The 18,533-nt window shown below is 43.1% G+C and carries 13 protein-coding genes and 1 pseudogene; 4 read left to right on the top strand and 10 right to left on the bottom strand.

Annotated features, from left to right (window positions below):
- Positions 1–310 precede the first annotated feature (310 nt).
- The gene (locus H7T88_RS00295; protein ID WP_221786432.1) at positions 311–733 is read left to right on the top strand and encodes a YqxI family protein; all 423 of its coding nucleotides are present in this window, start codon (positions 311–313) and stop codon (positions 731–733) included.
- Between the two features lie 60 nt (positions 734–793).
- A complete protein-coding gene (locus tag H7T88_RS00290; RefSeq protein WP_221786431.1) occupies positions 794–1,207 on the top strand; it encodes a hypothetical protein in 414 nt (137 codons plus the stop codon).
- A gap of 182 nt (positions 1,208–1,389) precedes the next feature.
- Here the strand turns inward: H7T88_RS00290 and H7T88_RS00285 are convergent, their stop codons facing one another.
- Positions 1,390–1,587 (bottom strand): hypothetical protein, encoded by a 198-nt coding sequence (locus H7T88_RS00285; RefSeq protein WP_221786430.1) that lies wholly within the window; start codon positions 1,585–1,587, stop codon positions 1,390–1,392.
- 14 nt (positions 1,588–1,601) lie between these two features.
- Between H7T88_RS00285 and H7T88_RS00280 the strand changes: the two are divergent.
- A pseudogene (locus tag H7T88_RS00280) lies at positions 1,602–1,910 on the top strand (stage V sporulation protein R); the annotation flags it as partial.
- 459 nt (positions 1,911–2,369) lie between these two features.
- On the opposite strand, the gene H7T88_RS00275 reads toward H7T88_RS00280, so the two are convergent.
- The 8 genes from H7T88_RS00275 to prkA all read right to left on the bottom strand — a co-directional run bounded on the left by H7T88_RS00275 (position 2,370) and on the right by prkA (position 16,381).
- On the bottom strand, positions 2,370–4,109 hold the full coding sequence (locus H7T88_RS00275) for a zinc ribbon domain-containing protein (RefSeq protein WP_221786429.1): 1,740 nt from the start codon (positions 4,107–4,109) through the stop codon (positions 2,370–2,372).
- Positions 4,110–4,113: 4 nt separating this feature from the next.
- On the bottom strand, positions 4,114–4,791 hold the full coding sequence (locus H7T88_RS00270; protein WP_221786428.1) for a hypothetical protein: 678 nt from the start codon (positions 4,789–4,791) through the stop codon (positions 4,114–4,116).
- A gap of 446 nt (positions 4,792–5,237) precedes the next feature.
- On the bottom strand, positions 5,238–5,387 hold the full coding sequence (locus tag H7T88_RS28570) for a hypothetical protein (protein ID WP_260510634.1): 150 nt from the start codon (positions 5,385–5,387) through the stop codon (positions 5,238–5,240).
- 280 nt (positions 5,388–5,667) lie between these two features.
- Positions 5,668–8,154, bottom strand: a complete 2,487-nt coding sequence (locus H7T88_RS00260) for an EAL domain-containing protein (protein ID WP_154886820.1) — start codon at positions 8,152–8,154, stop codon at positions 5,668–5,670.
- A gap of 292 nt (positions 8,155–8,446) precedes the next feature.
- Entirely contained in the window at positions 8,447–11,707 is a 3,261-nt protein-coding gene (locus H7T88_RS00255) for an endo-1,4-beta-xylanase (RefSeq protein ID WP_221786427.1), read from the bottom strand.
- Between the two features lie 370 nt (positions 11,708–12,077).
- On the bottom strand, positions 12,078–13,109 hold the full coding sequence (locus H7T88_RS00250; RefSeq protein ID WP_154886823.1) for a LacI family DNA-binding transcriptional regulator: 1,032 nt from the start codon (positions 13,107–13,109) through the stop codon (positions 12,078–12,080).
- A gap of 140 nt (positions 13,110–13,249) precedes the next feature.
- Positions 13,250–14,245 (bottom strand): globin-coupled sensor protein, encoded by a 996-nt coding sequence (locus H7T88_RS00245; RefSeq protein ID WP_221786426.1) that lies wholly within the window; start codon positions 14,243–14,245, stop codon positions 13,250–13,252.
- Between the two features lie 240 nt (positions 14,246–14,485).
- Positions 14,486–16,381 carry an ATP-dependent protease PrkA gene (gene prkA, locus H7T88_RS00240; protein WP_154886827.1) on the bottom strand — a complete coding sequence of 632 codons (1,896 nt, stop codon included), beginning with the start codon at positions 16,379–16,381 and terminating at the stop codon, positions 14,486–14,488.
- Positions 16,382–16,741: 360 nt separating this feature from the next.
- On the opposite strand from prkA, the gene H7T88_RS00235 reads away from it, so the two are divergent.
- Entirely contained in the window at positions 16,742–17,617 is an 876-nt protein-coding gene (locus tag H7T88_RS00235) for a DUF2161 domain-containing phosphodiesterase (RefSeq protein ID WP_221786425.1), read from the top strand.
- A 157-nt stretch (positions 17,618–17,774) separates the two neighbouring features.
- Here the strand turns inward: H7T88_RS00235 and H7T88_RS00230 are convergent, their stop codons facing one another.
- Complete coding sequence (locus tag H7T88_RS00230; protein ID WP_090919955.1) at positions 17,775–18,401, bottom strand: FMN-dependent NADH-azoreductase; 627 nt, start codon at positions 18,399–18,401, stop codon at positions 17,775–17,777.
- Positions 18,402–18,533: the final 132 nt, after the last annotated feature.

Raw genomic sequence — 18,533 nt, 5'->3', positions numbered from 1 at the left:
AACCATTTATTGACCGTATTCCGAAATGATTACTTCCGTTTGGCGACCATACTAACGTCCGATGCGCCTTGTTTTCTATCCCTTCCCGATTTCAGTTTTCACGTACTTTCCCTATTTTAGTAATAAGTAATTTTTTTTCAAAATTACCCTTTTCAGGCTATTTTCTTTGGGTATTTCTAAAAAAACTTCTAAAATATAAAATAAAAACACAATAAAGTAAAAAGAAGTGTTTTATTGACATTTTATACACACCCGATTATATTCAAGAGAGACGCTAGAGGAAAAAAAAGGATAAAGGAGTAATATATTGATGTTCAAAAAAATCAAGTATGTTGCTGCTACGCTAGTAGTAGCTTTAGGTCTTGGAATAGTTGCTCCGTCGTTAACTTATGCTGCTAATCCACAAGATCGAGTACAACCACAATTTCCACAACCAACTATAGTTGAAGAACCTGCTAATGACACAGTTGATGCAATGGGTTTTAAAAAGACTGTTGTTGTCAAAGCATTGCGACATGGTGGAGAAGCTCTTGACACTCTGTTAGACTGGTTAGGAGTTGCTAGTAAAGAAGCTAAATACTTATCTAAGCATTCTAGTAAAATAGCTGATTTCCTCGATTCTGTCACTGATGAGATCGAAAAGAAATTGTTAGATTTCTTAATATTCCAATGTGATATACCACAAGGCTATGCTAGGGTAATTGCTGGTGCAATTACGGGCATTCTGCTTTAATTAATTTGTAAGTCCTCTAGCGCCTTGCTACACTATTAAATAAATAAAGGAAGCGATCTTTTGAACAAGGAAATTGAACTGTTGAAGTATCAAATCAAACTGATGAAAATGGTAATAGGCGGTGATAGTCACCCTTATTTCATGTATCTACTCGATCATGAGGTAACAGAAGATCAAACAAACTTACTGAACTCTTTAATGATTTCAATGAATTCACGCCGCCGCTATTTAGTAGACAACCGCGAAATAATTGATACTACTGCTTTAATTTCTGATAACATATTAAATAAGTTGAAAAATCATGGAATAACCGTCCAAGAATTAAATGTAAATAATATGCCTAATTATCATGAATTTTGCGGATATATAGACAAGATTATGAATAGTGATATTAACCCAAAGTATCTATTAACAGCCATGCATAGACAATCCATGTTTTCAGAATTATGCGAGTTACTTTTAAAAGACTCTTAACATACCATGCTTTTTCTAACAGCCTATACGGCTGTTTTTTTGTCTACACATATGTTGTCCTACATGAATTGTTCCAGATTAATCTTCCTACTTAATTCCTTCAACCCTTCGTTGCATATTTCAACATCGACCTTCAACGGTTACAGCATTTGTCATACAAACTTTGATAGCGGCTATTTCTTTCACGCGTAGTCGTGCTTCCCACTTTGAAGAAGCGCTTCGTCATGCACTGTGCCCGCCGTAACAATATAGAAGTCTTCGTTGAACTGTTCATCTCTTCGACCGTTATGCCCAATTGAACTAATAGCGTCCACATTGACGTTCCGTACATAACGATAAGCAATCCGGTATTCATCATCTCCGGTATTTCGAACCGTCACCCTATTTCTGGATAATAGCCTTTATCCGTAACTACATGACCAAAAAGTTAACCGAAGATCTCGACCTCTATGTGTTTGAGAAAAAAGGACCGGGCTGGAAAATCACCGACAAGTCTTGGGAAAGCATTAGCACCAGTTGGTATTCTCCCGTGTGAACAGTAGCTCATACGAGGGCATCGAAATGGTTCTGAAATACATGGAGCACACACTCCTCTACCTATATCGACTCTGGAGAAGTACGGTGCATGTGGAGACCAGTGTGGAGGATAAACTTGATCTGGTTCACCTATGACGGCAAAAAACACCACCGCAAGTTTTTATAGGCGGAAGTGATCGTACACCCGAAATGTTTTGCATGAGTCAGAGTGAGGTGGTACCAATCTTTTCCTTTAGAAAAAGAATGCCTTATCTTCCGCTTAAAACATATGAGGATATGACATAAAAAAAAAGCGGCAAGTTCACCATATAACTCGGGCACTTGCCGCTTGGCCGTTTTAACATGATTGTTTCGAAAACTAGAATCTATATTTGCGATTCATCGCCGTTGCGGTCCATTGAACCATCAATTATAGTTCACCACGCTTCACCAATTCGATCAATTCATTTGTTGAATACAGCTTGCCTTGCTCAATGTCTTTCTTGTTTTTTTATCAACGAGTTATTATGCGAGAGTTTAATCTAAAAGTTCATATTTCCATCGATTAATTCCAAGCTCTTTAACAATCTAAAGAGTGTTGTAAAACTGACATTCCAGTTTCACAACACTCTCTAAATTTACGTTGTCATCCTGATACAAATTCATCCGCAGCGTTCTTAATAATTCTCGAGCGAACTTCTTTAATATATTTTATAGTCATAAGTTCTTCACGAGAAGTCTGGATAATATCTCCTACCCGAGGATACGTAGAAGAAATTTTATTTTTTAAATGAGCTTCTATTGGTAGTTTATATACTGATTCATCCAATAAACTACTTATAATAGAAGTGTTTTCGACTTTTTTTCCACACTCAGAGCAAAACTTTGCATTCGGGGACAAGTCTCTATTACAATCAGCACATTTATCAGACAAATCCTTGATCTCCTGGAGATAGCCTTCAATATTAGAATCATTTAAACTGAATTCTCTATAATCAGTTAGACTAATGTTCCCCAACGATTCACTAATATTATTTGAAGAGAAGACTTTTTCTGTAGTAAGTAAAGCTAAATGGACCATATACCTAAGCCCAGTTTTTCTATCGGCTATTTTTACAGTACCTCTACTGGTTAGAACCCCTGAATAGCAAAGAATATCTAATGCCAATTTTAAGTTAGGAGAAACATCTCTGGGAAACGTGAAAAATGCTGACTGATATGTATTTTTTCGTTCACGTAAATTTTTCTCTTTAATTTCAGGTATAACATAAGATTTTAATAAATCCAAACCAACTTTAATGTGATTGGAATATTTAGGTAACCTTTTTGTAAGATTATTATGATAAGGTAGCAGTTCCTGATCAATATACTCTTGCGTTGATAATGACAATGCTCTTTCTGAAAAGCCTTTATCCAGGCTTCTGACTAATAGATGCAAAAACGCTCTAGGATTTCCTGTAGACAGATCAATACAATTATCTAAGATTTCTCCCTTTTGGAAGATTTTTTTTCTCAGCGAACTCTGTTGGGGTAATCGCTTATCCAATAAATCTCTAAATAGCTTTCTATTTGCTTTACGTCCTAACTCACCAGTTTCGTATCTGTCCATTTGTAAAATATATGCATCATGCCCTACTTCAAAATTCCTTCCATAAGAAGTGACACTTGGATACACCGCAGCTTTTACTGCAATAGGTCCACCATGTAATAATTTGAAAATTTCAAAAAATATTTCTTGTTGAGCAGGAATAAACGTATGTGCGGCTTCGTCAAATAAGAAAATTAGTTTTTGAATTTTAAATTCACTAAGTACATCTCTGATTATTTCATTTATAAAGCTTACATCGTTAACTTTATCTAAAAAATTACTGCCAATATCATTTATAATTTTTTCTTTATCAGAAGCAATCGCCAATTTTTGCAATTGATGAATTTTATCTTGTAACATTGTTTTTGTACCATGTGCTGACTTAATACCAAAAATTCTAAAATAAGGGTCGGTACTTCCTTCATGACCAATTAAATTTAGTTGAGTTAGTTTGTCGTGTAGAGCTTGCAGAATCTTAGCCCCAACCCAGACTTGAAAAGCATCTCTCTCTTCAGCTTTAACCCCTTCTAGAATAGTACTGGTTTTGAATGTAACGTACACAGCTAATTTCCTACTAGCTGTGAAATCCTTATCAAGCTCTATCTCTGCTTGTTTTAATAACATTGATTTGCCAACACCACGTGCACCCATTAACAAATGCGCACCACTTTGTTTTAAAGTGTCAACAATTTTTCTTTCAAAACCTCCGAGAACTGTTAAATCACTAATTTGATCATAGACCAAGTCTTCCATCCTTGCCGCTTGTAGCAAGTCATCTTCTTGTAACGTACTAATCATGCTTTCACCTTCCATTTAATATAGTAAGAGACGGAACTTGAATGTAAAGCTCAGGGAAATATTTATTAAATCTTTTTTTCCATAAACCTAAAACTATATCCTCGACTTCCTCAGCCATCTGTAAGATGGATTTCCAGTCCTCTACTTGATGGGAATAACGTTTTGGTAAATTTGACTCAAAAGTTGTTATTTTACCATGTACAGTATTACTTAAGATCCTGTAAAGTCTTCGGGCATCTTTAAAGTTTAAAATTTCAGCATTGTTATATTCCTTGTTGATCGACTTAATATAGGACTTGTATCCATCTTTAGAAAAATGCTCTAGCATATCATTGAAGTTTAAATCGTTATCGTGGTCTTTCCACCCCCAAAAAATATGAGGCATATCCCAAAGGAACACTGAAGCTATTCCTAGTTCTAAAACCCTCCTCAACTGAATCTTTGCTGGGTTCTCCAATGAACATGCTGCAAAATAAATACCTATTGATATGTCAGAAAAAAGTTCGTCAAATATTGTGATTATTTCTTTTTGATGAGGATTCAGAGATTTATCTTCACTGATAATTTGACCTAGTATAGCAAATGACCTAGACTTTAACTCCACTCTAGTTAGAAGAACTGATTCGCTAGCCAAAGATATAGTAAAGTTAGTTTTGAATTTCTTATGTAGCTCTTGGTACATATTTAAACTTTTTTTTGAGTCCAGATAATTCACCTCTTTCTTACATGCGTAAGACTTTATTATACTAGAAAAATAAATTTTACGTTGTAATACTTATCCATATATTCATTTTAATTCAAGCGCTTTATTCAAAGAAGGCCGGGCTTCGAACTAGCCTCAACGTATCATACGCAAGTTTGACCTGAGTAGTTAAGATACCATCAAATTTGCCGAGCTGATTTTTCCGTTGTGTAGCCGTCCAAAAAGAGTCTGAACCTATACTATCTAGTACTCAAAATTTCTGAAGATATCGACCTCCGCTGGGGTCATCCAACACGAGATGAGCAGGAACAATGGGCAATGGTGGCTACTTTTTTCACTCTACAAAACGTTTCTTGATCTGTAAAATGTTCACTCTTGATCTGACGAAGTCGATTCATCGCCGTTGCGGTCCATTGAACCATCAATTACAGCTCACCACGCTTCACCAGTTCAATCAGGTCATCTGTTGAATACAGCTTGCCTTGCTCGATGTCTTTCTCGGATGCTTCAATCATTTGTCTTATTTCCGGATCGGAATCCAACTCATCCACCGGGTTATACACTTCATATTCCAAGCCTGCAATACGAATAAATTCCTATTCCTTATGATCTTTCTCATAGGATTCAATGACGGTGCCATCAGGAGCTTTCAGACTAAAGTTCATCCCTTGCAACCTCCTTTGATGAAATCACAACATCTTCTGATGAAATGTTTAATCTGATTATAGCATATAACCAAGTAAGAACTTAGTCACCCACTGTGATATTCCTGTATTTAATCATTTCTCAATTTGTATCTTAGAACAGAAAAGCGGCAAGTTCCCGATACAGATCGAGAACTTGCCGCTTAGCCTGTTATACGGAATGAAACACCGTGTTACGTTCCCCCAGCAAACGCAGGGGTACAAAGAAATTATTTTCCACTTCATTGGCTGGTAAAGGCCTGCTGAAATAGTAACCCTGAATTTCCCGACAATCATTTTGCATCAAAATATCGAGTTGGCCTTTGGTCTCAATCCCTTCTGCAATCACTTCCATCTTAAGATTCTGGGCCATCGAGATAATTGTGGCTACGATAGCCTGATCGCTATGGCTTTCGGTGATATCCGTGACAAACGAGCGGTCGATCTTGAGTTTGTGGATCGGAAAATGCTTCAGATAACTCAGTGAGCTGTATCCCGTGCCAAAGTCGTCCAGACTGATCTTCACACCCAGAGCGGATAGCTCGTTTAGAATTGCCGTGGATACCGCTGCATCCATCATCATGCTCTCTGTGATTTCCAGTTCCAGATATTTGGCTTCCAGACCTGTCTCAGTTAAAGCATTCTGCACCTGCTCCACCAGGTTGGACTGGTGAAACTGCTGGCTGGACAAGTTCACAGACACCGGGATGAGTGGCCCGCCGCTAGCGTGCCACAGCTTCATCTGTCTACAGGCTTCACGAATCGTCCAGTTACCAATATCGTAGATCATGCCGGTCTCCTCGGCCAGGGGGATAAATACATCGGGTGCAAGCAGCCCTTTAAGCGGGTGTTGCCAGCGAATCAGAGCCTCTACCCCGATCATTCGGCTGTCCAGCGTACGAATCTGCGGCTGATAGTACAGCACCATCTCATTACGCTCCAGTGCTTTCCTTAGATAACCTTCGAGCTCAATCCGTTCATAAAGTTCAGAGTCGAGCTGAGCCGTATAGAACTGGTAACCGTTCTTGCCATTTTTCTTCACCTCATACATTGCGGAGTCGGCATGTTTAATCAAAGCATCCGTTCCAACCCCATGTTCAGGGTACATGGCAATACCGATACTGGCTGTAACGTAAAAATCATTTTCCTTCAAACGATAAGGTTGCTTAATCGCTTCCACAATTTCTTCTGCAAGTCGAACCACCTGTTTTTCATCCGCTTGTTCTCCTGTGACTACCATGGTAAACTCATCCCCGCCCATTCGGGCTAGCGTAACATTAGAGGTTGCCTGAGGATGAGAAGCTTCAATTACGGTTATAATCCGGTTGCTCACTTCTTTCAGAAACACATCCCCGATGGAATGCCCCAGAGAGTCATTAATCATCTTAAACCGGTCTATGTCCATGACCATTACAGCAAACTTATGCTGTTTTTGTTGTTCACAGACATTTATCGTAGTAGCCAGCACTTCATCCAACTTGCGTCGGTTAGGCAACCCTGTAAGTGGATCATGCAGAGCCTGATGCCGAATATTTTGCTGTGCCTGGGTCTCTTCTGTAATATCTTTAATCAAGATATGGCTCCCAACATGGGTGTCATCAATGATGACTGGAATGACCGCAATACTCAGATCAAGGAGTTCATTTTGTGTATTTCTCATTTTGGCCATGTAATGCCGCTGTTGCAATTCCTGGTTGTCCCACGTGTGAGCGTTATCCTTACTCGAACACTGTACACTGATCTGCTCAATAATCTGGTTAATCGGGCGGTCAATCACCCTCTTTTCAGGATATCCAGTAATTGTAGTGACTACAGCGTTAATGCCTTTAATGATACCTTCGCGATCTACGGAAACGATGGCATCCGAATGATTATGGTACAGTGCATGATACCACTGTTCATTTTCATGAATACGTTGATCTTTCTGAATCATCCGTTGATTGATAAAATTACCGAATAACGTGAGACCAATGGCCACAATCGTTCCCGCCGCAATAAGGTAAGCAAGAACCTCCGACTCCACCTGTCTGCTTAGACTCTCAGGGATGACTTGCACTTGATGAAATTGAGCTGCTGCCATTCCGGTGTAGTGCATGCCTGTAATGGCCAAACCCATAATGAGTCCACTGCCTATTTTATAGACCCAATGATGTTTAGATTCCGGACGATTGAAAAAAAACATCAGCCACAGCGCTGCATAGGAAGCCAGTGCCGCGATCAGAACGGATAACACCACAAGGCCCGGCTTGTACGTAATCGGAATAGACATCGCTGCCATGCCTACATAATGCATAGAGGTGATGCCTGCAGTCAGCAACAATCCGGCAAACACAAGTTTGCTAATCCGGTTGGACGGGCGACCTGCAAATTCCAATGCTACCCCCGACGCGATAATAGCTAACAAAACGGACAAGATCACCTTGTCCATGGAATAGGAAACGTGCATAGGGAGCACAAAAGCGATCATGCCAACAAAGTGCATCGACCAGATACCCAGTCCCATAGAGATTGCCCCGCAAGCAACCCACCAGTGACGCGCCTTTCCACTCGTCAAAGATACACGGCCTGCAAGATCAAGTGCTGCATAAGAGGCTAACGACGCAATGAAATAGGATAAAATAACAAGTTGTAGATTGTACGTGCCATGTATGTGCTCCACTCACTCTGTCCTTTCAGCCGGGTAATGCTCATATGTATGTTAAATGTAAAAAAAGAAGCGAGTGCGCTGCCTGGGCGACAGGCACTCCCTCCGTAGCATTTGACTTTGCGACTAGCGACTTAGTCATAAACCGATTGGCATACAATGAAACCCGCTAATGATGAATGTTTATAGTCTAAACGTCCCAGCCCTGAAAATCAACACTTATTTCCAGAAGCACAGCCCATTTCACCCTAGTCACTCATTTGTTACACTTCATTAAACATCCTCATCCAAAGCATGGTCAGTAATTCTACTTCTTTACCAATAACAGACTACCGAATCCGGAAGTATCGCGGTACGAGTTGCCTGAAGGATCACTCCACATGAAGACACTGCTACGTTTTCCATCTCCAGCACCGTCATCATTCACCTGCAGATCGAACCCGATCCATTTGCTTTGCTTGGCGTTAACATTCTCCAGCGGAATAGCTGCCTCTACCACATATCCATCCTTCGTCAGACGTGTACTTGATTTGAACAGCTCTTTACGGGCATTACCACCAAACGAAGTTTCATTATCGAAATTAACTCGATACTGGGCATCATCGTCCTCATAACTGTTCGTTTGATTTTTATTCAGATCAATGAATAGCTCGATGGAATCTTGTTCATGTGCGTTAGCACTTTTTTTACTGAGCAAAGGATCTTTGACTTCAGCAAGTACGTAAAGATACTTTTCATCCCACAGCAACTTCGCCTTGGCCTTAGCACCGGCATTTCCGGCAACCTTAACATCCGTTGTGATGGTCACTGCTTTTTTCCACAACTTATCTTCCTTACCATCAACAACAGGAGTTCCATGTGAAACTTTGACTTGTTTTAATGCAGGGCCTAACTTAAGCTTGCCCCGACTTTCCTTTTTCTGCGGTTGCTGATTATTGGTATCGTTCCAGACAATAATGGAAGTTTTATTGTTAGGCTGTTTATCCGTAATGCGGAAATCCAGAGATAACACCTTGCCTTCCGCCAGATCAGCTGCGGAGAACGGCAATGATGCATAGACAATATATCCCGATTTATCCTCCTTCACTTGGTACAGCTTCTGATCTTTGCCTTTGCCGCCATCCCGATGAAAGACGTATTGTCCATCTTTCGGTGTCGTGTTTTTCTTGCTGGTTGCCATATCATCCGGGCTTACAAACACCTCTACCTGGTCGCCTTTCTGACGTGTGGCGTCTTTGACTTCAATACGCAGGTTCAGTTTTTTCCCATCCCATAATGTCTTCACTTGACCTGTAGTTCCTGCTGTGCCTTCAATTACATGTGAAACCGGCTTGGCCTGAACAGCTCCCCAGAGAATATCCTCCTGCCCTTTACGGTCTGGCAAGGATACTTTGGCTTGTGCGGCTGTCCATTCATTTCGATATACAGGTAAGGATGCCGGGTCAACCAATGCCCAATAAGCAGGTTTAGCTTTCAATTTACGGTCAAACAGCAGCGGCGCATCCTTTCTGCCTTTGACAGGGAAATCATCCAGCCATGTGCCGTCATCAGCAAGTCCCCATAACGTCACGCTGTCCATAACACCACGATCATCAAACTCCTTGAACAGATCAAAGAGCGCACGGTAACGATAAGCCTGCTCCAGCATCATCTCATCGGTCACAGGTTTCTCCTGCTCCGAGTTCCCCGAATAGATCGACATATCCAGTTCCGTTACTTGAATGTGAACCCCCAAAGCAACCGCCCGGTTGAACGCTTCACGAATTTGTTTTACATCCGGTCCGTACATCGACACATGCATTTGAAAGCCGATAGCATCAATCGGTGTACCTTTAGCCAGCAGTTTCTCTACCAGTTTGACCATGTCGTTCATTTTGCTAACACTGCCTTCGATACCGTAATCATTGATCACCAGTACCGCGTCAGGATCAGCCTCGCGTGCATAACGGAAAGCCAGTTCAATGTAGTCACTGTCATCTCCGTCACCGTCTACATCGCCAATGATATCCCGCCATTTCGAATTGCTCGCCTGATCACGCAGACCGCCGCCGTCCGAGATGACTTCATTAACAACATCCCACGTATGCACTTTACCTTTGTAACGGCTCACAATCGTTTGGATATGTGTTTTCATACGCTTCAGAAGTTGCTCACGCGTAGCTGGTTTCGATGGATCATTAGGATCGGTAAAGAACCAGTCCGGTACTTGACTGTGCCATAGTAGCGTATGGCCTCTGACCTCCATATTGTTCGCTGCAGCAAAGTTAACCAGCCGATCTGCCTCAGACCAGACAAAATTGCCCTCCGTCGGCTGCATGGCATCCATTTTCATGAAGTTGCCCGCAGTAATACTTTTAAAATGTTTTTTAAGCAGATCCGAGTGCGGATCTTGTGGATCTAGAGCCGTTTGGTCAATCGCTGCGCCAAGAGCATAAGATGTCCCCAGCGTTTTGGCCAAATCCGGGATATCCTTCTCAATTGCGATCGCTTCCGTCGCTGTAATCTGAACATCATCAATGTAGAACGGAATCGTGTCTGTCTCCGTCACTTCAGAAGACTGCTTCCACGGTGTCTCGGCATACATCCGCAATCCGCTTACACCCGTGCTTTCTGCCGGAACGATGACATCTGCTTCGATCTTCTTCCATTGGCCTTTATTCAGTGTAGTGGAAGCAAAGGTTGCATATTCCAGCTTAGCTGCATCACCATTAAATTCCTTCTCCAATGAGCCGTTGATTACCTGGGTTGCAGGCCCTTCATCATACATCGCCCAGAAGGAGACATGAACTGTACTTCCCTTTTGCAAGTAAGGCAACACCTCTACCAACGGTCCATGATAAGTTTCCGTTCGGGAGGAGGTTTTCAAACTGCGGTTACTATTGTGTCCGATGCCGCTGACTACCTCCAGCTTTTCAGTACCGCGAGGTTTCCATTTTCCGATATTCCCATCTTCAAAATCAGCGTTAAACAAAGCTTTGCCCGGTTCTCCCGGCTCACCTGGATTCTCTGGAGCAGGTTTAACAAGCCGGATTTGGAACTCGTCTAACAAATAAGCAGCGGTTGCATCCGTGCTCTCCAGATACAGTTGCAGGCCACTGCCTTGTTCATAACTATATTGTCCTTGCAGCTTCACCCATTTCTGATCGGTTACTTGCTCGGCTGCGTTAACCTGATCATATTGCGCATCCCCGTTGCCATCGCGGCGTTCCACGGTAAATTTCAGATTAGCCGGTGCTGAACCTGCAACCAGTTTCACGTAACCAGATATTTCAACGACAGCATTCTTGTCTACCACATCCGACAATGACAATGAAGGTCCATTCCAGGCCTCTGTGCGACCTGTTGTTTTCAGAGAACGTGTACCTTGGTAAGCTTGATCTCCAGTCACGCCAACCGTTACTCCACCCCGGGCTGTCCAGCCTTGGGTCGTGCCATCCTCGAACGAATGAGACAACAAAATGTCACCTGCATTTGCTGCGCTTGCCTTCTGTTCTCCTGCTCCGATCCCTGGCAACAAACTAAAGATCAGAGTTGCTGCCAAGCATAACCTCAACCATTTTCCCCGCACGTCAATTCCTCCTTGTGAATTTCGTCATCCATCCTGTAACGCGGTCAAACATCGGGCATTTCACAACACACTTCTGCATGCATGGATTTCCTCTGCTGGTCTGTTAACTGGCAACATATTACGTCGCACGGATGGAGTCAGGAACTTCAATGCACGGTTCTTAACCTCCTCAAGTGAGCCGGATTACGCCCTTGGGAACCTGCTTAACTCCCTAAGTAAGCGGTTACATTATCAAATTTATGTCATCATACCTTTTACTGTAAATATGGAAATTTAGTGTCCATCCCCCTCTTTTTATACTTATGATCGCCGCCCATGCCATTCACACTTCAATATTAACGTATCATTCGGTAACAAAAAAAAGCACAGCCTATGGCTGTGCAGGTAGTTCCGGATACGTTTCATTTACAGGCGCTGTCGTCTGGCGAACAATTAAATTCGATGGTTCCGTCACGACAGGGGGTGTATACGAGGGATTCTCAATCATCGCAATCAGATATTCAATGGCTCGAATACCAATGGTGTAGATATTCTGATTCACCGTTGTTAATCCTGGCTTAAACACCTCGGCATAATACGTATTGTCGAATCCAACCACTGAGATATCCTCTGGCACACTGAAACCATGTTTTTCAATCTCATGAATCGCGCCAAAAGCAGACATATCCGAGGCACAGATGATGCCTGTAGGTTGCTCCCTAAGAGCCAGCAAACGCCGAGCTGCCTTGGCACCGCCATCAAATGAATAGTCACAGACTTCCAGATAGATCGTCGCATAAGGAATACCGCATAAACGAAGCCCTTCCTTGTACCCGTCTAAACGAAGGTTAGCAACAGCAGGTCCCAGTGTACCTGAGATGTAGGCAATCTTGCGATGCCCAAGTTCATACAGATGCTTCACTGCCATAGCAACACCATTAACATTATCTGTCGTAATGTAACCTGCACGTTTGCCAAACAGATCGGTATCTATGAACATGGTTGGAATCTCTGCCGTGACCAGTTCCTGAATGCTTTTGTTTTCCCGTCCTTCCCCGAAAACAACAACGCCATCCACATTTCGGCTACGGCAGTGCTTGATGAAAGAATATGTAGGGTCATCAAATCGAGTTGATAATCGAACAAGATCATAACCGCTATTTTCCAAGGCCGTTTTGATCCCTTCAAGTAACTCGGATACAAACGGATTCGTAAACGGAACGGTAAGCAGTACCCCCACTGTCCATGAACGGCGTTTAACCAGTCCACGAGCGACTACATTGGGTTGATATTTTAATAGTTCGATAGCTATATTCACTTTTTTACGTGTTTTTTCACTAACGTCCGGATAGTCGTTCAATACTTTGGAAACGGTTGCAACAGATACTCCCGCTTCTTTGGCCACATCATGGATAGAAGCCATCTAATCACCTCGACCTCTTTTTAAATCGCCTGTCTCCGGCTATATTATCTATAACAACAGCAGGTTTGTCTACCCATTATAGCTTATTACAACCGGAAACGGTATGGAAGGTTCCTGGTGCTTCGGGGTCCACATTACTGCTACAGTTTCCTCAAATCCGTTGCAAGCTTCTCCATTGCTGTCGCAAAAACGGCAAGCTCGGATGAACGTGAAGCCTGACTGCGCGCCCCGTTCGAAGTACGCTCAGACTCCTGCTGCACTCTTTTTAATATTTCCATGATCTGATCCAGATTGGATTGAATTTTGCTTTGCGCGTCTCTGGAGCTTGCCGCCAGCTTGCGTACTTCGCTTGCAACCACTTCGAATCCGCGTCCGAACTCTCCGGCATGTGCCGCTTCAATTGCAGCGTTCAAGCCGACAAGGTGACTTTGATCGGAAATTTCACGAATCAGCTCACCCATTTTTTCGATCTGTTGCATTCCTCCGGTTAACTCTTCAAGGAGCACATGCGCCTGATCCTGGGAAACAACCGTTTCCTTCGCTACAGCGGAGATGGATAACGCATTTTCATTTAATTCCGTAATCATACCAGTAAGTTCCTGCGTAATTTGTGTGATCGCTTGCAGTGTACCATCCTGATCCGAAGCGAGCTGGTGAAGCTGCTCTTTTTCTTTTTTTTCATAAGCTTCCAGAACAAGCTGTGAATCCAGATTGAACATTTTGCTTAGTGCATGTATGACGTAGTGCCACGAATCGGGGATAAGCTGTTTAAATATGGTGGTAGCGATATCCAGATAGGCCATGTAAGCACCGAGATAATAGTTCGTTGTCAGTCCGATACGCGAATGAACTAATCCAATGGTGATCCGCTGTTCAATATAAGCATCGTCCACAATGCCGTCTGTCATGGATAACCAATACATCCGTTGTGTTTCCTTCAATCGTTCAATATTGGAAAATCGGGCGATCAGCTCCGTTAATTCTGGGTACTTCCCCACATGTTTGTAAAAGTGATCCACCACATCTTCAACAACTTTTTCGAAGACAGGCCGATGATCAGCAAGTAGTCTTAAATCTTGTGCAGTTAACCCCACATAATCCAGTTGTTTTTGCCTTTCTGCCGAAATGCTACTCATATCCGATCGGATCAACTCCTTATCCACTTTTCAATCAAAAATTAAAACAATTTTAATTGATTATAGACTAAACTACCTAAACACACATACACCCTAAGAACTATTTAATGTGGGATTGATTATATTAAATTGTAAATTATTGATGAATAATGATTTAATTCAATATAAAAAGGCCCTGAATCTGTTGCGAAGGAGCCTCACAACAAATCTTCAGGACCTAATTCGGAATGGTGCTACAGGTTAACGGTTAAGCAAACTTCCTACGTATCTTAGCAATTCATTTGCACTTGCAGCTGTGTATCCGTGCTCTTCGATGAGACGTTTGATGACCTCATTCATGCGCTTCAATTGTGTGGCATCCGGTGTTTTCGTAGAAGTCGTAATCTTGACGATATCCTTGAGATCAGCGAACAGCTTTTTCTCAATGGCTTCCCGCAGACGATCATGACTACTGTATTCAAATTTGCGTTCCTTACGGGAGTATGCCGAGATCCGGATCAGAATCTCTTCCCTGAACGCTTTCTTCGCATTCTCGGAGATCCCAATCTGCTCCTCAATGGAACGCATCAGCCGCTCATCCGGGTCCATCTCCTCATCTGTCAGCGGATCACGTATTTTAGACCAGTTGCAGAACGCTTCAATGTTATCCAGATAATTTTCAAACAACGTTTTGGCTGACTCTTCGAACGAATACACAAATGCTTTCTGCACTTCTTTCTTCGCAAGTTCATCATACTCTTTACGTGCCAGAGCAATAAAGTTCAAATACCGCTCACGTTCTTCCTTTGTGATCGAAGCATGTTGATCCAGTCCATCCTTAATGGCACGCAGGATATCCAGCGCGTTAATGCACTGAAGGTTTTGCTTAATCAAAGCACTGGATATCCGGTTAATAACGTACCGCGGATCGATACCGGACATGCCCTCGTCCAAATATTCATTTTGCATTTCTCGCAGATCGGCTTCTTTATACCCTTCAACCTCTTCGCCATCGTACATCCGCATTTTTTTCACCAGATCCATGCCTTGTTTCTTCGTTTCCTTCAATCGTGTAAGTATGGAAAAGATCGCCGCTGTACGCAGCGCATGCGGTGCAATGTGCACATGTTTCATATCACTTTGCTGAATCAGCTTGGCGTAAATTTTCTCTTCTTCCGACACCTTCAGGTTATACGGGATCGGCATCACAATCATCCGTGACTGCAAAGCCTCGTTTTTCTTGTTTGAAATAAAAGACTTATACTCGGATTCATTCGTATGTGCCACAATCATCTCATCTGCACTGATTAGGGCAAACCGGCCTGCTTTAAAATTGCCTTCCTGCGTCAGGGATAACAGGTTCCACAGAAACTTCTCGTCACATTTCAGCATCTCCTGAAACTCCATCAAACCCCGGTTAGCCTTATTCAGTTCCCCGTCAAAACGATACGCCCGCGGATCAGATTCCGATCCAAATTCGGTAATCGTGGAGAAGTCGATGCTGCCTGTAAGGTCAGCAATATCCTGAGATTTCGGGTCTGATGGACTGAATGTACCAATTCCCACCCGGTTATCTTCAGAGATGATGACCCGTTCCACCGGAACCTTGCTGATGTCCCCACCAAATTCGGTGCGAAGTCTCATCTGGCAGGAAGGGCACAGATTGCCCTCAATGCGCACACCGATCTCTTTCTCTACATCGGGCCGAAGCTCCAGCGGAATGAGATGTAGCGGTTCCTCATGCATCGGGCATCCCTCAATGGCGTAAACGGCCCCTTTTTCCGTACGTGAAAATTGCTCCAATCCCCTTTTTAGCAGGGTCACCAACGTGGATTTACCCCCACTGACCGGTCCCATCAGAAGCAAGATCCGTTTGCGTACATCCAAGCGGCGCGCAGCCGAATGAAAATACTCTTCCACCAGTTTTTCAATCGAACGATCCAGCCCGAAGATTTCCTGCTCGAAAAATTTGTAACGCTTGTGTCCCGAGGCCTCTTCTACCCCAAACGATTCAATCATCTGATACACTCGTGCGTGAGCCGTCATTGCCGGAGTCGGGTCCTCTCTCAGCAGTGCAATATAATCTTCAAATGTTCCGTTCCAAGACAAACGGTCACTCTCTGCCCGATATTCCGCAACGCGTTCAAAAATATTCATGCTTGGTACCTCCCATGGCTCCTTTAGTGTGATTGTCAACCATTCCGAATGGTATGAAGAAATCAATAGAATTGCAGCTCCTGCTTGAATACCCTTCTGCGGTCCGGCTTAGTCCCGCTTCCTTTGTTACAATGGTCTTGTATGGATGTGAAAAGTGTATTACATACCTATGCGGCAACTTGGATAAGTTGACCTCTTTTTTTCAAACCTTGACCCTGAATTTTACGTATGTGCTGTTCTATCAGACATCTTGTGGCCTCAGAAAAAAAAGCATGAATATGCTATAATGAAGGTTCTAATGATGGAAACCGGACAATGCGGCGAAGGCAGGCAGAGCACTTCGGGAGAGGAGTAAAGAGCATGGCTATACAATATGAAACGGAGCTGTATTCCCCTGTCAAAACTTTTTTTGAACAGCGCGGCTTTGATATCAAAGCAGAAGTTAAGCACTGTGACCTGGTTGGCATGAAGGCAGATCAGACGGACCCCCTTATTGTCGAGATGAAAAAAACGTTTAACCTGTCTTTGCTATTGCAAGGTTTGCAACGCCTGAAAATCAGCCCACTCGTATATCTGGCTGTGGAGCGTAACCGAAGTAAACGCGGAGCGGTCAATCAGCGCTGGAGTGAGCTAACAGCACTGTGCAGGCAGCTCGGCCTGGGGCTGTTAACCGTCACTTTTTACAAAACCAAAGCACCTCTAATTGATGTATTATGCGAACCCACGGTGATATCAGGTACTGTGCGATCCCTCCCGGTAGCTCGCAAGAGCGGGATACGTCGCCAGCGCCTGCTGAAGGAATTTGATGAACGAAGCGGAGACTATAATACAGGGGGCAGTACAGGCCGCCAGCTGATGACGGCTTATCGGGAAAAGGCTATACGTGTCGCCGCCGCGTTAAGGTCCAGTGGTGAATCTTCACCTTCGGCACTTGCCCGTCAGACAGGTGTAGGCTCAGCGGCAGCCATTTTGCAGAAAAACTATTACAGCTGGTTTGAACGTATTTCCCGTGGAAAATATATGCTCACCGTTAAAGGTGTGGAGGCATTAACGGAACATGCACTTATGATGCAAGACCAGGGACTGACGGCCGGGGAAACAGACAGCTGGACTGATTATGATCAATTGAACACATTTAATGTCGACTCCACTGCATCCGAAGATTGGGCACAGGAAGATCTTGTTCAGGTTGCCGAAGTCACCGAACGTTATCTCCTGAACTCAACCAAAAACTGAACAATACGATGAACGATAAAAGACTCTTTTGTAGTTTTCGAGTTACCCGCCTCCCATGTGAATATACAGCTAGGAAGCTCACGCTCGCCAAAAACATACAAAAAAACGCCCGTTATCTCCTTCCGGAGACGACGGGCGTTTTCCATATGGAATTGGATTAGAAGCTTGCTGCAACTTCTTTAGCCAATTTCAAGCCAGCTTCCACGATCTCTTGGGAACGATCAGGAGAAGCATTGTGACCTTCTACAACAACAACCTCAGGGTTTTGGATGCCCCAGAAGCCAAGTACGTTCGTTACATAACGAACGGACATTTCAGCAGATGCCATAGGCTCTACGGAATATACGCTACCACGTGCGTTAAGCAATGCTACTTTTTTGTCGCCTACAAGACCTACTGGGCCTTCAGCAGTGTATTTGAACATTTTGCCTGCTTGGCTCAGGTAAGAGATGTAGTTAACCAGTGGTGCTGGAACAGTGAAGTTCCACAGTGGGAATGCAAATACCACTTTATCAGCTGCAAGGAATTGATCTTGCAATTGCGCAGCCAGTGTTGCTGCTTTTTGCTCTTCTGGAGTTGCTTCGATACCGTTAGCTGCTTTGTAACCACCAGTGATTACAGTGTTGCCGTAGTAAGGAAGATCTGTATTGTAGAGGTCCAGCTCAGTGATGGTATCACCTGGATGGGACTCTTTGTATGCGCTCAAGAATGCATCGTACAATTGAACACTAACTGCTTGATCCGCAGGACGGTCATTAGCTTTAATAAAAAGAACGTTAGACATGTTAAAATTTCCCCCAATGATTAAAATGTATGAGTGTGTCCCCCTAACTCGCAACGGTTGTTAAAGAAGCCGATCACTCATTAATTCATATTATATATAAAAATGTTAGTGGATGCAATAAGGTAATCTAGA

This window comes from Paenibacillus cucumis (ex Kampfer et al. 2016) (genome assembly GCF_019748695.1).
Classification (GTDB): domain Bacteria; phylum Bacillota; class Bacilli; order Paenibacillales; family Paenibacillaceae; genus Paenibacillus; species Paenibacillus polysaccharolyticus.
The sequence above is the reverse complement of the archived record's forward strand: the minus strand, read 5'-3'. Positions and strand labels throughout refer to the sequence as shown.